General features: G+C 61.9%; 14 protein-coding genes. 13 read left to right on the top strand and 1 reads right to left on the bottom strand.

Going from position 1 to position 14,551, the window contains the following annotated elements:
- Positions 1-223 precede the first annotated feature (223 nt).
- From lgt to ACP90_RS07350, 11 genes are all read left to right on the top strand, one after another.
- Positions 224-1,039, top strand: a complete 816-nt coding sequence (gene lgt, locus ACP90_RS07400; protein ID WP_062487655.1) for a prolipoprotein diacylglyceryl transferase — start codon at positions 224-226, stop codon at positions 1,037-1,039.
- Positions 1,036-2,124, top strand: coding sequence for a class I SAM-dependent methyltransferase (locus ACP90_RS07395; RefSeq protein ID WP_062491441.1), 1,089 nt, complete (start codon positions 1,036-1,038; stop codon positions 2,122-2,124). The genes lgt and ACP90_RS07395 overlap by 4 nt, the downstream gene beginning before the upstream one ends.
- Before the next feature lie 56 nt (positions 2,125-2,180).
- A complete protein-coding gene (gene pgeF / locus ACP90_RS07390; RefSeq protein ID WP_022998086.1) occupies positions 2,181-2,945 on the top strand; it encodes a peptidoglycan editing factor PgeF in 765 nt (254 codons plus the stop codon).
- A 9-nt stretch (positions 2,946-2,954) separates the two neighbouring features.
- Positions 2,955-4,112, top strand: coding sequence for a Xaa-Pro peptidase family protein (locus ACP90_RS07385; RefSeq protein ID WP_022998087.1), 1,158 nt, complete (start codon positions 2,955-2,957; stop codon positions 4,110-4,112).
- A 91-nt stretch (positions 4,113-4,203) separates the two neighbouring features.
- On the top strand, positions 4,204-4,725 hold the full coding sequence (locus ACP90_RS07380; protein ID WP_022998088.1) for a hypothetical protein: 522 nt from the start codon (positions 4,204-4,206) through the stop codon (positions 4,723-4,725).
- Between the two features lie 239 nt (positions 4,726-4,964).
- Positions 4,965-5,897 carry a ribose-phosphate pyrophosphokinase gene (locus tag ACP90_RS07375; protein WP_031268253.1) on the top strand — a complete coding sequence of 311 codons (933 nt, stop codon included), beginning with the start codon at positions 4,965-4,967 and terminating at the stop codon, positions 5,895-5,897.
- A 390-nt stretch (positions 5,898-6,287) separates the two neighbouring features.
- Positions 6,288-7,295 (top strand): BMP family protein, encoded by a 1,008-nt coding sequence (locus ACP90_RS07370; protein ID WP_062487653.1) that lies wholly within the window; start codon positions 6,288-6,290, stop codon positions 7,293-7,295.
- A gap of 96 nt (positions 7,296-7,391) precedes the next feature.
- A complete protein-coding gene (locus ACP90_RS07365; protein ID WP_062487651.1) occupies positions 7,392-8,939 on the top strand; it encodes an ABC transporter ATP-binding protein in 1,548 nt (515 codons plus the stop codon).
- Positions 8,936-10,018: an ABC transporter permease gene (locus ACP90_RS07360; protein ID WP_062487649.1), complete on the top strand. Its 1,083-nt coding sequence runs from the start codon at positions 8,936-8,938 to the stop codon at positions 10,016-10,018. The genes ACP90_RS07365 and ACP90_RS07360 overlap by 4 nt, the downstream gene beginning before the upstream one ends.
- Complete coding sequence (locus tag ACP90_RS07355) at positions 10,015-10,959, top strand: ABC transporter permease (protein WP_022998093.1); 945 nt, start codon at positions 10,015-10,017, stop codon at positions 10,957-10,959. Before ACP90_RS07360 ends, ACP90_RS07355 begins: the two co-directional genes overlap by 4 nt.
- A 9-nt stretch (positions 10,960-10,968) precedes the next feature.
- Positions 10,969-12,261 (top strand): amidohydrolase family protein, encoded by a 1,293-nt coding sequence (locus ACP90_RS07350; protein ID WP_062487647.1) that lies wholly within the window; start codon positions 10,969-10,971, stop codon positions 12,259-12,261.
- Between the two features lie 182 nt (positions 12,262-12,443).
- Here ACP90_RS07350 and ACP90_RS07345 read toward each other — a convergent pair whose 3' ends face one another.
- Positions 12,444-13,214, bottom strand: a complete 771-nt coding sequence (locus ACP90_RS07345; RefSeq protein ID WP_062487645.1) for a hypothetical protein — start codon at positions 13,212-13,214, stop codon at positions 12,444-12,446.
- A gap of 87 nt (positions 13,215-13,301) precedes the next feature.
- Here ACP90_RS07345 and ACP90_RS07340 point away from each other — a divergent pair, with 87 nt between their 5' ends.
- Complete coding sequence (locus ACP90_RS07340) at positions 13,302-13,868, top strand: MarR family transcriptional regulator (protein ID WP_062487643.1); 567 nt, start codon at positions 13,302-13,304, stop codon at positions 13,866-13,868.
- On the top strand, positions 13,865-14,551 hold the full coding sequence (locus ACP90_RS07335; protein ID WP_062487641.1) for an MOSC domain-containing protein: 687 nt from the start codon (positions 13,865-13,867) through the stop codon (positions 14,549-14,551). Before ACP90_RS07340 ends, ACP90_RS07335 begins: the two co-directional genes overlap by 4 nt.

Here is a 14,551-nt window from a genome sequence, read left to right as displayed (position 1 = left end):
TGGGAGAGAGGTATGAGGGAATGGCGGGAACTTCAAGGACCAATTCCGCCGCAGCCGAATTCACTATCAACAGGAGCAATCTCCCGAACCCTCTTGCGGGCAGCGCCCCACCGGCCTGACAAACCCGTGTCGGCTTGACGAGGCGGACAAGATCGCGCAAGCGTTCAGCCCGAAACCCGCCCGCGCACCATCGGAAGGTTCTGCCGTGCCGCCTGTTCTGGTTATGCCCTTTCCCGCAATCGATCCTGTACTCGTCGAATTCGGGCCCTTTGCCCTGCGCTGGTACGCGCTTGCCTATATCGTCGGCATTCTGCTGGCCTGGCGCTACATGCGTCTGCTGGTGGCCAACGACCGGCTGTGGGGTGGCATTGCCCGTCCCACACAGCTCGAGATCGACGACTTCGTGCTGTGGGGAACGCTCGGTATCATCATCGGCGGCCGCCTCGGCTACGTGCTGTTCTACAATCCGGGCTATTATATCGCCCACCCGGCTGAAGCGCTCGAGATCTGGACCGGTGGCATGTCCTTCCACGGCGGCTTTGCCGGCACCGTCATCGCGATGATCCTGTTTGCCTGGAAACGCGGCCTGTCGATCTGGACCCTGTTCGACCTTGCCGGTTGTGCGGCTCCCATCGGCCTGTTCTTCGGCCGTATCGCCAATTTCATCAATTCCGAGCTCTGGGGCAGGCCGACGGATGTACCCTGGGCCGTGGTTTTTCCGAACGGCGGACCGGATCCCCGTCATCCAAGCCAGCTCTATGAAGCCGCGCTCGAAGGCATCGTGCTGTTTCTGGTTCTGATGGTGCTCAGCCGGCGCTTCAAGCTTTTGCAAAAGCCCGGCTTTCTTGCCGGTGCCTTTGCCTTCGGCTACGGCATCGCCCGGTCGATAGCAGAACTCTACAGGGTTCCGGATGCCCATATCGGCTATCTGAGCGGCTTTCTCACCATGGGCATACTGCTGTCCGTACCGATGATCCTGGCGGGTCTCGCAACCATGATCTGGGCCGCCCGGTGCCGGACCGGAGCAACCGCGGCGTGACGGGACTGAAAGACAGGATCAAGGCACGGATCGAAACCGAGGGCCCGCTTTCGGTCGCACAATACATGTCCGTTTGCCTCGGGGACCCGGACGCCGGCTACTACATGACGCGCGAACCGTTCGGCACCGCGGGCGATTTCGTCACAGCACCCGAAGTCAGCCAGATGTTCGGCGAACTCGTCGGGGCAGCCTGCCTGTCCGCCTGGCAGGCACTTGGAGAGCCCGCGGAATTTCAGCTGGTCGAACTTGGGCCTGGTCGCGGCACACTGATGTCCGACCTCTTGCGGATGGCAGCCCTGCGTCCTGCCTTTGTGAAGGCGGCTCGTCTGAACCTGGTTGAGACCAGCCAGCGACTGAGGGACATGCAGTCAGCGACGCTGGCGCGCGGTCCGTTGAAACCGCAGTTTCGCGACCGGTTCCAGGACGTTCCGGACGGCCCGCTGATCCTGGTTGCCAACGAGTTTTTCGACGCCCTGCCGATCCATCAGTTCGTCAAGACCGAACACGGCTGGCAGGAACGCCAGATCGGGCTTTCGCAGCACGGAGAGCTGATCTTCGGTGTTGGCACCGCCCGTCTGCCCGATGACGCTGTGCCCGCTGGCCTTTCCACTGCACCGGACGGCACGATCTTCGAAACCCAGCCCGCAGCCAATGCGATCGCCGAAGAAATCGGCCGGCGGATTGCAGATAGCGGCGGTGCAGCACTCGTCATTGACTACGGGTATCTGAAGACTGCTGCCGGCGACACGCTGCAAGCACTTTACAGGCACGCCTATGACGACGTCCTGGCTCAGCCGGGAGAAGCGGATCTGACCGCCCACGTGAATTTCGAGGCATTGGCGGCGGCCGCAGTGCGGGCAGGTGCCCGCGCTCTTGCGCCGCTGACCCAGGGCGAATTCCTGCTTCGCACTGGTCTTCTGGAACGGGCCGGTGCCCTTGGTGCAGGTAAAACCCACAGCGAACAGGAGGCGATCCGCGACGCCGTCGAACGGCTGGCCGCGCCTGACCAGATGGGGGATCTTTTCAAGGTGCTCGCTGTGACGAATTCCGGAAATTCGTTTCCCCCGTTTGACAGCCCGTCCTGAACACCCCAAGGATCAGTCGCTGGCGTGGCGAATCCCCTCCCCCTCAGGAGCCCTGAATGAAAATTGAAGCAGACGTATTGAAGCTGGATGGCATCCGGCACGGCTTCTTCACCCGCCAGGGCGGCGTTTCCGGCGGCATCTACACCAGCCTCAATATCGGTCTCGGTTCGGACGATGAGCGCAGCAGCGTTCTTGAAAACCGCGACCGGGTTGCCGGCCAGCTCGGCATTGGTGCCGATCGCCTGGTGTCCCCCTATCAGATCCACTCCGCCGACGTGATCACTGTCAGCGCACCGTTCGCACAGGATGCTGACCGCAAGGCCGATGCCCTGGTCACCGCCACACCGGGCCTTGCCATCGGCATCGCGACGGCCGATTGCGGCCCGCTTCTGTTTGCGGATACCAAGGCGGGTGTCATCGGCGCTGCCCATTCAGGCTGGAAAGGCGCCGTTACCGGCATCTTGCAGAATACGGTTGCCGCCATGGAAGCTCTCGGCGCGACCAGAACCAACATCACGGCGGTGCTGGGTCCGACGATTTCGCAGGGCGCCTATGAGGTCGGCCCCGAATTCAAGGAACGTTTCCTTCAGGAGCACCCGGACAACACCCGCTACTTCAAGCCTTCTGAACGGGCAGAGCACTTCATGTTCGACCTGCCCGCCTTCATTACGGACAAGCTTCAGGCTCTTGGACTGGGGGCTGTTGCCGACCTGGCACTGTGCACCTATGCCGATGAAGACCGCTTCTTCTCCTACCGCCGGACGACCCATCGCAAGGAACCGGACTACGGCCGCCAGATCAGCGCGATTGCACTTTTGTGAGGACCACCCATGGCACTTCATTTTTCCGATGCCGAGTTTGAAAGCCGCTTTGACAAGCTGAAAGCCGCCATGGAGGCGCAGAAGCTGGATGCCATGCTGCTCTTCGCCCAGGAGAGCATGTACTGGCTGACCGGCTACGACACCTTCGGTTTCTGCTTCTTCCAGTGCCTCGTGGTGACAAAGGAAGGACGCCGGGTGCTTCTCACCCGATCTGCCGACGAACGCCAGGCCAAGCACACCTCGAACATCGAGGACATCCGCATCTGGATCGACCGCGGCTCCGCCAGCCCGGTGCTGCAGCTGAAGGAACTGCTGTTCGACATGGACCTGCTCGGCTGCAAGCTGGGCGTTGAATACGACACACAGGGCATGACCGGCAAAATAGCGCTGAAGCTGAACGAGGAACTTACAAGTTTCGCCGATGTCAGCGATGCCTCGCCCCTGATCCCCGAACTTCGTGCGGTGAAAAGCGCCGAGGAAATCGTTTATGTGCGCAAGGCCGCGGAGCTGGCGGACAAAGCCTTTTATGCAGCAATGGATGAAATCCACCCCGGAGCCGACGAGGGCCGCATACTGGCTGCGATGCAGGGAGCCATTTTTGAAGGTGGCGGCGATTACCCCGGCAACGAGTTCATCATCGGCTCCGACCGCGACGCTCTCCTGTGCCGTTACAAGGCAGGTCGCCGGAACCTGTCCGAACAGGACCAGCTGACACTGGAATGGGCAGGCGCCTACCGCCACTACCATGCCGCACTGATGCGCACGGTGGTGATCGGCACGCCGACGGACCGGCATCTGGAGATGTACACCGCCGCACGTGAAGCACTGGCCGCCGTTGAAACACAGCTCGTTCCCGGCAAGACATTCGGCGATGTTTTCGACGCTCATGCGGAACGGGTGGACGCTCATGGCCTGATGCCACACCGGCTGAACGCCTGCGGTTATTCGCTTGGTGCCAGGTTCACGCCAAGCTGGATGGACATGCCGATGGCGTACCGGGCCAATCCGGCCGAGGTAAAGCCCGACATGGTCATCTTCATGCATATGATCCTGATGGATTCCAACTCCGGAACCGCCATGACGCTCGGCCAGACCTATCTGACCACGACCGGAACGCCAGAGTGCTTGTCCAAGCTGCCTCTCGACCTGCCGGTCAAGTCAGGCTAAACCAGTTTCAACCTTGCGGCCCGGTTCGCGTTTCGCGTTTCCGGCAGGGCCGCTGCCACGACGATATCGACCGCGAGAGCCAAGCGTCTCCATGACAGACAAGACCACCCAACAATCCATTTCTTCCCGGCGCCTGTTGGCGGTTCTACTGCTTGGAGCAGGGCTTGCAGCCTGTCAGGCTGCTCCACAGCCCCCTACTCCGATCTCGACCACTGTCACCGCGCCGACGATCGCCGGTCAGGTCGACCCGGAAGAAGGCATCACCTTCGCGTTCGAACCGTTTACCGGTGCACCGGGCAACATTGCCGACGAGCTGTCCGAAATGATCGGCTCCGAAGCCCGCAAACAGGGCATCACGCTGGTACGCCGCATCGGCGCGGCCGCCACCTACCGGGTCAATGGCTATCTGTCGGCCACCGGGCAGCCTTCCAACGGCACGGTCTTCTACGTTTTCGACATCGTCGACAGCTCTGGTCGCCGCGTGAAGCGAATCTCCGGAACGGAAGATACCGGCGGAGCCTCGGGCGACCCATGGCAGGCTGTCAGCTCCGGCACGCTGTCGCGCATTGCCAATCGCTCGATGGTGGAAATCAAGGCCTGGCTCAACCGATAATTAATTGCTTTGCCGGGTAATTCCGGCGTGGCGTCACAAAAAATAAAAAAAAGCAGGCGTCAGGCACGAACGCCTGTTGTGGTCCGGTTGCTTGGTTGTTACAACGCCGCCGCCTGCCGAGGGTTTCCGAGCGAGGCTCCCGGCACCCGGCACATGACTTAAGACCTAGGCCTTTCCGCGTGTTTGCAAGGCACAACCTGTCTGCAAAACCGCCGTCGCACCAGAAGGACTTGCGGCTCATGAAGATCGTCGCGGGCAATTCCAACCGAGCCCTGGCTGAGGAAATATCCAAATACCTGGATGCCCCTCTCGCCAAATGCCAGGTCCGGCGGTTTGCCGACCAGGAAATCTTCGTAGAAATCCAGGAAAACGTACGCGGCGAAGATGTATTCGTCGTCCAGCCGACCAGCTACCCGGCAAACGACCACCTTATGGAGCTGCTCATCATCATCGATGCGCTCCGCCGGTCCTCTGCCCGCCGCATCACCGCGGTCATTCCGTATTTCGGCTACGCCCGGCAGGATCGCCGCGCCTCCGGCCGAACTCCGATCTCGGCAAAGCTGGTGGCCAATCTCATTACCGAAGCCGGTGCCGACCGCATTCTAACCCTGGATCTCCACGCCGGTCAGATCCAGGGTTTTTTCGATATCCCGACAGACAACCTGTTCGCAGCTCCCGTCATGACACGCGACATCAAGGAACGCTACGCGACCGACAATGTCATGGTCGTGTCTCCGGATGTCGGCGGCGTGGTGCGCGCCCGCGCACTTGCCAAGCGCATCGAAGCTCCGCTCTCCATCGTCGACAAGCGTCGCGACAAGCCTGGGGAATCGGAAGTCATGAACATCATCGGTGACGTCAAGGGCTATGACTGCATCCTGGTCGACGACATCGTCGACAGTGGCGGCACGCTCTGCAACGCTGCCGAAGCCCTGTTGTCCAAGGGCGCACAGTCGGTAACGGCCTATATCACTCACGGCGTTCTGTCCGGTGGTGCCGTTGCCCGCGTGACCTCTTCCAAGCTGAAGGAGCTGGTTATCACCAACTCCATCGAACCGACTGCCGCCATCACGGCTGCAGCCAACATCCGTGCAATCTCGATTGCCCCGCTGATCGGCGAAGCAATCAACCGCACGGCACTGGAAAAGTCGGTGTCCAGCCTCTTCAGCTGATCGCCGAAACGTCGACTGCTCAAGACGCCCGGCCCGTGCCGGGCGTTTTTGCGTTCAGGCCATATCTTTTTGCGAAAGTTGCCTTTTCCAAGATTGCCGTATTGCCCGCTGCCGTAAAATTGGGCCCAGGCCCGACCCGGCGGGAGGGAATCGGAGCTGGAAGCCGGCCCCCACAGGGTTTGCAGCCGGGCCCCCGTATTCGCCCCTTCAGGCCACATTCACGCCAACACCGGACGGGTAGTTTCCACCCCTCACAACCAGTCCGCGCCAAGCCTCACAAATTTTCCCAATTGTTCAAAAAATTTGCCGCCGAAGCTCCTGCCCAGCTTGTGAGCACGCATATTTTGTGGTCATCTAAGTTTGCACAAGGTCTTTTCCAGGGGATTTCAGATGCTCACTTCCAAACCATTTTCCAGGGCCCGCAGGGCCATGTTGACAGCCGCTCTGGCTGTCACAGTATCGGCAGGACTGTCCATTCCTTCCGCCAATGCCGCCGACCCGGTCAAGGTCGCAGCGATCTACACCGTTCCGGTCGAACAGCAGTGGGTCAGCCGCATCGACAAGGCGCTGAAAGCCGCCCAGGAACGCGGCGAAATCACCTACACCTTCTCCGAAAACGTTGCCAACACCGACTATGAGCGCGTCATGCGCGAATACGCCGAACAGGGCATGGATCTGGTGGTTGGCGAAGCATTCGCCGTCGAGCGCGCCGCTCGCAAGGTGGCTGCGGAATATCCGGACACGGCTTTCCTGATGGGGTCGTCCTTCGGACCGGCTCAGCCGAACTTTGCCGTCTTCGACAACTGGATCCACGAGCCGAGCTATCTCTCCGGCATGATCGCCGGCGCCACCACCAAGTCGAATGTCATCGGCATGGTCGGCGGCTACGCCATTCCCGAAGTGAACCGCCTGATGAACGCCTTCATGGAAGGCGCAACCTCCGTGAACCCGGACGTGAAGTTCCTCGTGACCTTCATCAACTCCTGGTACGACCCGCCCAAGGCCAAGGAAGCTGCCTTCGCGATGATCGACAAGGGTGCGGACATTCTCTACGCAGAGCGCTTCGGCGTTTCCGATGCGGCCAAGGACAAGGGCATTCTGGCGATCGGCAACGTGATCGACACGGCAAGCGACTATCCGGGCACCATCCTGTCCTCCGCGCTGTGGCACATGGAACCGACCATCGACAAGGCGATCGGCCTTGTTGCCAGCGACACCTTTGAACCTGCCGATTTCGGCCCCTACAGCTTCATGTCCTACGGCGGCGGCAGCTTCGTTGTGGACGAAAGCCTTGCTCCTGCCGACGCAGTTTCCGCGGCAAAGGCCAAGGAGCAGGAAATCCTCGACGGCCTGTTCCGCGTCAATGTGAACGACAGCGAACCGAAATCCACCATGTAGGCTTTCGCCTGCCACGTCCGGCGGTCACAATGACCGCCGGCGATTCCCGGCCGCGGGGTTCAAGCGCGGCATTCATTCTTTTCCCGGGGGGATCATATGGCAGGTCCGGCACAGGACGCTGGTGTCGTGCTGCGATTGGACGGCATCACCAAGCGCTTCGGCGCTCTGACGGCCAATGGCGACGTATCGCTCGATTTGAAACAGGGCGAGATCCTTGCCCTTCTCGGCGAGAACGGCGCTGGCAAGACCACCTTGATGAACATCCTTTTCGGGCACTACGTGGCCGACGAAGGCCGGGTCATGGTTTCGCCGGACGGCTCCGGCTTGAGCGAACTGGAACCAGGCTCGCCGCATGCCGCTCTCCAGGCAGGCATAGGCATGGTGCACCAGCACTTCACCCTTGCCGAAAACCTGAGCGCGCTCGACAACATCCTTCTGGGCACGGAACGGCTTGCCGCGCTTTCGTCTTCCCGGGCGCCTGCCCGCCGCAAACTGGAAGAGCTGATGGCTCGCTCCGGCCTGACGGTTTCCCTCGACGCCCGTATTTCCCAGCTTTCCGTCGGCGAAAAACAGCGGGTGGAAATCCTGAAGGCGCTCTACCGCGATGCCCGCGTGCTGGTTCTGGACGAACCGACCGCTGTGCTGACGCCCCAGGAATCCGACACTCTGTTCGCGATCTTGAAAAAGCTGGCCGACGACGGGCTCGGCATCATCTTCATCTCGCACAAGCTGGCGGAAGTCCTTGCCTCTTCGCACCGGGTCGCCGTGCTGCGCGGTGGCCGCAAGGTGGCCGACCTGCCGACAGCCGAATGCGACCGGCGCAAGCTGGCCGAGTTGATGGTCGGCCATGCCATTGTCGAGACAATGCGGTCCCCTGGCACACCGGGCGCACCGCTTTTCGTCTTGAACAAGGCCTCCGCCGGACATGGCCGCGATGCCTTGCACGCGGTCGACCTCACACTGAAATCCGGTGAAATCCTTGGCATTGCAGGGGTTTCGGGCAACGGCCAGACGACGCTTGCACGGGTCATTTCCGGTCTGGAACTGCTCACCCATGGATCCATGACGCTGGAAGGCACGGTGATCGGCCACGCAAGTGCCCGAACCATGATCGACAACGGCCTTGCCCGCATTCCCGAAGACCGTCACCACGACGGCATTGTCGGAGCGATGAGCGTTTCGGAAAACCTTGCCATCGAAGCCATCCGCAAACCGGAAAACCAGCGCCTCGGTCTGCTGCGGTTTTCCGCCATGCGGGAGCGGGCGCGCAACCTGATCAAGGCTTACGATATCCGCTGCCAGAGCGAGGACAGCCCGGCGCGGCTGCTGTCGGGTGGCAATATCCAGAAGATCGTACTGGCCAGAACCCTCGAAACTGTTCCAAAGGTGGTGCTGGCCGCCCAACCCTCGCGCGGGCTGGATGTCGGCGCCACGTCCGATGTTCACAAGCGCCTGCTGGCGGCTCGCGACCGCGGGGCCGGTGTCATCCTGATCTCGGAGGATCTCGACGAACTCATGCGCCTTTCCGACAGGATCGCCGTGATCCACCGCGGACATCTGTCCGAAGCCGAACCCAGCGAGACGCTGGACCGCGGCTCTCTCGGCCTCAGGATGGCCGGACACAATGCGGAGGACGCAGCATGATCCGCTTCGAACCGCGTGGCCCCTCCTCCGTTTCCCGTATGCTGGGTGTATCGATTGCCGCGGCTGTTGCCGCCCTGGTGCTTGCCGCCATCCCCATGGCCTTTGCCGGCTTGTCGGTGTTCGAGGCCTACAGCCTCATGGCCAAGGGCGCCTTCGGCTCACTCTTTGCCTTCACCGAAATGCTGACAAGGGCGACACCGCTGATCCTCACCGGCCTGGCGGCAGCCGTCGCCTTCCGGGCCAAGCTCTGGAACATCGGCGCCGAAGGCCAGCTTTATGCCGGCGCCCTTGCGGCGGTTGCCGTCGGCACCGGCGTCATTTCCGCACCACCCTACCTTCTCATTCCCATGGTGATCGTTGCCGGCGCGCTCGCCGGCGGGCTGGTCATGCTTGGTCCAACCCTTTTGAAAACACGACTTGGCGTCGATGAAGTCGTCACCACCTTGCTGCTGAACTTCATCATCCTGCTTTTCGTGCAGATGATGCTGGAAGGCCCGATGAAGGACCCCATGGGCATGGGCTGGCCACAGTCGGAACCCATTCTCGATGAAGCGGCCCTACCCAAGCTGATGGATCGGATGCGCATTCACTGGGGTCTTGTCATCGCCCTCGTTTCATCGCTCGGCGTCTATTTCCTCTTGAAACGCACCGTCTGGGGTTTCGAAATCCGCGCGGTCGGCGAGAATGCGGCCGCCGCCCGCCACGCCGGCATTCCGGTCACCGCAACCTTCATCCGCGTCGGTCTTCTGTCCGGCGCGCTGGCAGGGCTCGCCGGCGTTGGGGAAGTTGCCGGTCTGAAAGGCTATCTGACCGCTGACCTTTCGCCCGGTTTCGGCTATTCCGGTATCGTTGTCGCCATGCTTGCCGGGCTTTCCCCGGCCGGTGTCGTTCTGGCGGCTCTTTTCATCGCCAGCATCTTTGTAGGGGCCGATTCCATGTCCCGTGCCACTGGTGTCTCCAACTATCTGGCAGACCTGATCGTCGCCATGGCGCTGTTGTGCGTCCTCGTCTCCGGTCTGTTCCTGCGCTTCAAGATCCGCTTTGTCGGCAGCCAGGCAAACCCGGAGGCGGCAGAATGACCGAGATCCTCGACATTCTCATCTCCGCCAACTTCTGGGCGGCCGCGCTCCGCATCGCGACCCCGCTGATCTTCGGCGTCATCGGAGCGCTTGTTTGCGAACGTGCCGGCGTCCTCAACCTCGGCATCGAAGGCATTTTCACCGCCGGTGCCATGGCCGGCTGGATGGCGGTCTGGCTCGGCGCAGGCCTGTGGGGCGGCGTTCTGGTCGCGGCGATGGCCGGTGCCTTCTTCGGACTGATCCACGCCATTCTGACCGTGCCTCTCGGGCTCTCTCAGCACGTCTCGGGCATTGGCGTGACGCTGTTTGCCACTTCGCTCAGTTATTTCATCTACCGGACGGCCCTGCCGGATGTCTCGTCACCGCCCCGGATCGAGGCTTTCAAGCCGCTCGACATTCCGGGCCTGAGTGACCTGCCGTTCCTCGGGCCAGCCCTGTTCCAGCAGACGCCCCTGACCTTCCTCGCCCTGCTGTTGGTCGCGGTCACGGCCTATGTGCTCTACCGAACCCCGCTCGGCCTGGCCATTCAGGCGGTCGGCGACAATCCGGCTGCCGTGGAATCGCAAGGCCTCTCGGTCTATGCGATCCGCATCGGTACGGTGGTTGCGGGCTCCGCGATCATGGCGCTTGGCGGCGCGTTCCTGACCATGTCGGCCTTCGACGCGTTTTTCTTCGGCATGGTCAACGGCCGTGGCTGGATCTGCATCGCCCTGACGGTGTTCGCCTCCTGGCGACCCGGCAAGGCCCTGATCGGCGCTCTGCTCTTCGGGGCTTTTGATGCCTTCCAGGTGCGTCTTCAGACCGAGGTCGGCAGTTTCATTCCCGGCCAGGTGTTCCTGATGATGCCGTATCTGCTTTCCATCGCCGCGCTGATTGTCGTTGCCCGCCGGGCAGACTATCCAAGGGCCCTTCTTGTGCCCTACTTCCGTGGTCAACGCTGAGACAGTCCCATGAGTTTCGATCTCCTCGTCAAGAACGCCAACCTGCCCGACGGCCGCCACGGCATCGACATTGCCTGCCGGAACGGCCGTATCGAGGCTGTGGAAGCCGGGATCACGGCGGACGCCGGCCAGGTGATCGATGCTGGCGAACACCTCGTGTCGCCACCGTTTGTTGACAGCCACTTCCACATGGATGCGACGCTGTCGCTCGGCCTGCCGCGCATGAACCGCAGCGGCACGCTGCTGGAAGGCATCGCGCTTTGGGGAGAACTGAAGGAGATCCTGACCGTCGATGCCGTTGTCGAGCGCGCCCTGAGATATTGCGATCTGGCCGTCTCGCAGGGGCTGCTGGCGATCCGCACCCATGTGGATGTGTGCGACGACAGGCTGACGGGCGTCAAAGGCCTGCTGGAAGTGCGAGAGAAGGTGAAGGACTACATCGACCTGCAACTGGTCGCCTTCCCCCAGGACGGGCTCTACCGCTCTGCCACCGCCGAGAAGAACCTTCTGACGGCACTCGACATGGGCGTCGACATCGTCGGCGGCATTCCGCATTTCGAGCGCACCATGGACGACGGTGCCCGGTCGGTCGCGCGGCTGTGCGAAATCGCGGCCGAACGCGGGCTGATGGTCGACATGCACTGCGACGAGACCGACGATCCGATGTCGCGCCATATCGAGACGCTCGCCTATCAGACCCAGCGCCTCGGGCTGCAGGGCCGCGTTGCCGGATCGCATCTGACGTCCATGCATTCCATGGACAATTACTACGTCTCCAAGCTGTTGCCGCTGATCGCCGAAGCGGAAGTGCATGCCATTGCGAACCCGCTGATCAACATCACGTTGCAGGGTCGCCACGACACGTATCCCAAGCGCCGCGGCCAGACCCGTGTTCCGGAGATGCGGTCCTACGGCATCAATGTCGCCTTCGGCCACGACTGCGTGATGGACCCCTGGTACTCGATGGGCTCCGGCGACATGCTGGAGGTCGCCTCCATGGGACTACACGTTGCCCAGATGACCAGCCGCGACGCCATCCGCTACTGCTACGACTGCGTCACCGCGCATCCGGCCAAGGCGATGAACCTGGACGGGTACGGTCTGGACAAAGGCTGCAAGGCGGACTTCGTGCTGCTGCAGGCCCGCGACACGATCGAGGCCATTCGCCTGAAGGCAACGCGTCTTGCGGTCGTCAAGTCCGGCAAGGTGATCGCAACAACCCCGGCCCGGCAGGCTCAGCTTACCCTCCCCGGACGTCCGGCCCAGGTCGACCCGGCCTCCTACGCTCCGCACGAGGGCTGACCGTTTTTCCAAGTTCGACCCCTGCCCCTCAGAGCCCCCTCCCCCCGTCATGCTATGGCTCGACCATGGCATCCATGCCGTTTCCTTGCCCCAGTCACGGCCTAGGGACCCGGCCCGGTCGCGGCATGGATTGCCGGGGCAAGCCCGGCAATGACGCGGTGAGTGGTTTGTGCTGATGCGGCTCAGTTCCCGGTCAATTTTCCCGGCAGGCTGAGATCGCCGGAGGCAACGTCGAAGACGTCGACGACGCACAGCAGTGGGGCGTGGACGTTCTGGTTCACCCGCAGGGCCGACGTGACGCCGTCATACGACAGGGTCTCAACAGTGCTTTCATCGGCAAAGGCCACGTTGAGGGTAATTTCCTCTGCCTCCATCACGGGTGAAAATCCAGGGCTGTCGATGTAGATCGGCAGGCCCGGCCAGGTGGCCGGCATCTTCGGGTTGGTACCATCGGGAATATCCTGCACGGAGAGTGCGCCGGCACCGCAGGCCTCGTTCGGTGTCAGCACCACCCAGTGCGAGTGCCATTTCGCACCGTCGTTCAGAAGGTCGCCGTCGCCGTCTTCATCAAAAAGCGGTGTGTCGTCGAAATCCGGATGGCTGGTGGCCACCAGCGCAAGGATGCCGTTTCCCCCTTCAAACCCGACCGTTTCCGGTTTCAGTGACGTTGGCCAGACATAGGACTGCACCGGCGCCCCTGCGAGCGCACCGTTTGCCTCCGGCACGCTCGCACCGGCCGTTCCCTTCAGTGTCATGTGGAAGGTTACGACACGCCCCTTGCGGTGCACATGGGCGGCAAGGATGTCGTAATTCGGGTCGATCTCCGGGTTTTCCGGCGACAGGATTGCTCCCGTCTGGTGGAGCGCATGACTGCCGCCTGCAAATGCCACAGTCGGCAGGGCAATTGCCGACACTCCGGCAATCAGAACGGCTAGGGAAATGGATTTGTACATCGGCTTTCTCCTTGATTGAGGACGCAGCCTTATTAGCAGCGAGTCGAAACTATTGCAAGTTTAATTTCGACTCGCTACATAGAGAGCATGTTTGCTCCAACCGACACACAGACCATTCGCGACCTGATCGACCGGTTGACGCGTCTTGCCGCTGCCGAGGAGTGGAACGGGCCTTTGAACCCGTCACAATTTGCTGCGCTCAACTATCTTGCCCGGGCAAACCGCTTTTCACGCGCGCCCTCGCACGTCGCCGATTTTCTGGCAACGACACGCGGCACGGCTTCGCAAACCCTCAAGGCACTTTCCCGCAAGGAGCTGATCGCCGAAACGCGTTCGGACGAAGACAAGCGCAGCATTCGTTATGACGTCACCCGGGCAGGCCGGGACCTGTTGCAGGACCCTTCGTCTCTGGAGAATGTCATCGACGCCTTGCCGCCGAACGTCGCCGCGTCTCTGGCCTCGTCCCTGAAAGCACTTGTCCTGACGATGCTGCATCAGCGCGGTGGCCGCTCGTTCGGTCTCTGCAGCACCTGCCGCCATCACGAGGCAAGGGAAACGGGGGGCTATTGCAAGCTGCTCAACGTGCCGCTCTCGCCTGTCGATGCCGCACAGCTCTGTCACGAACACACACCAGCCGAAAGCCATCAGCCATGACCGCCAATGCCCGCATCGTCTCCCTCTTCACCGGAGAACCAGAACACCGTTGGGAGGGCAAGGAGCCGTCAGCCATCCGCAAGACCCGCGCAGATGGTATCCTCCAGGTCAGCTCCACCGGCATCACCACCGACCGTCAGGCGGATCTTTCCGTACATGGCGGACCGGAAAAGGCACTGCATATCTATCCTTCGGAGCATTATGCCCACTGGCGGGACGCCTTTCCGGAAATGGCGGAAATCTATCAGCCCGGCGGTTTCGGCGAGAACATCGCTTCAGAAGGCTTTACCGAGGAAGACCTGTGCATTGGCGACATCCTGTCGGCGGGCACGGTCCGCATGCAGATTTCCCAGGGCCGGCAGCCCTGCTGGAAGCTGAACATGCATACAGACAACCCCACGCAGGCAGCCCATTTCCAGAAGACAGGTCGAACCGGCTGGTATTTCCGGGTGCTGCAGGAAGGGTCGTTTCAGGCAGGCGACGAGTTGACCGTCGTTGAACGCCCCTGCCCGGACTGGAACCTGCGCGAGGTCATCCACGCCCGGTTCAACCCTCGGCTGGATCCGGCGGTGGCAAAGGCCCTGTCAGAACTTGAAGAGCTGGCTGAACCCTGGCGTGTCTCCTTCGCCAAAAAAGCCGATCCGGCCTTTCAGGAAGACACATCGAAAAGGCTCAACGGATAG

This window comes from Labrenzia sp. CP4, from assembly GCF_001579905.1.
Classification (GTDB): Bacteria; Pseudomonadota; Alphaproteobacteria; order Rhizobiales; family Stappiaceae; genus Roseibium; species Roseibium algicola.
This window is presented reverse-complemented; position numbering and strand designations above follow the sequence as displayed.

What these genes read in the sequence shown, in the direction of transcription:
- ACP90_RS07370 (WP_062487653.1), top strand. Translation starts at nt 6,288, where the DNA reads ATGCTCACTTCCAAACCATTTTCCAGGGCCCGCAGGGCCATGTTGACA.
- ACP90_RS07355 (WP_022998093.1), top strand. Translation starts at nt 10,015, where the DNA reads ATGACCGAGATCCTCGACATTCTCATCTCCGCCAACTTCTGGGCGGCC.
- pgeF (WP_022998086.1), top strand. Translation starts at nt 2,181, where the DNA reads ATGAAAATTGAAGCAGACGTATTGAAGCTGGATGGCATCCGGCACGGC.
- ACP90_RS07340 (WP_062487643.1), top strand. Translation starts at nt 13,302, where the DNA reads ATGTTTGCTCCAACCGACACACAGACCATTCGCGACCTGATCGACCGG.
- ACP90_RS07345 (WP_062487645.1), bottom strand. Translation starts at nt 13,214, where the DNA reads ATGTACAAATCCATTTCCCTAGCCGTTCTGATTGCCGGAGTGTCGGCA.
- ACP90_RS07385 (WP_022998087.1), top strand. Translation starts at nt 2,955, where the DNA reads ATGGCACTTCATTTTTCCGATGCCGAGTTTGAAAGCCGCTTTGACAAG.
- ACP90_RS07375 (WP_031268253.1), top strand. Translation starts at nt 4,965, where the DNA reads ATGAAGATCGTCGCGGGCAATTCCAACCGAGCCCTGGCTGAGGAAATA.
- ACP90_RS07350 (WP_062487647.1), top strand. Translation starts at nt 10,969, where the DNA reads ATGAGTTTCGATCTCCTCGTCAAGAACGCCAACCTGCCCGACGGCCGC.
- ACP90_RS07380 (WP_022998088.1), top strand. Translation starts at nt 4,204, where the DNA reads ATGACAGACAAGACCACCCAACAATCCATTTCTTCCCGGCGCCTGTTG.
- ACP90_RS07365 (WP_062487651.1), top strand. Translation starts at nt 7,392, where the DNA reads ATGGCAGGTCCGGCACAGGACGCTGGTGTCGTGCTGCGATTGGACGGC.
- ACP90_RS07360 (WP_062487649.1), top strand. Translation starts at nt 8,936, where the DNA reads ATGATCCGCTTCGAACCGCGTGGCCCCTCCTCCGTTTCCCGTATGCTG.
- lgt (WP_062487655.1), top strand. Translation starts at nt 224, where the DNA reads ATGCCCTTTCCCGCAATCGATCCTGTACTCGTCGAATTCGGGCCCTTT.
- ACP90_RS07335 (WP_062487641.1), top strand. Translation starts at nt 13,865, where the DNA reads ATGACCGCCAATGCCCGCATCGTCTCCCTCTTCACCGGAGAACCAGAA.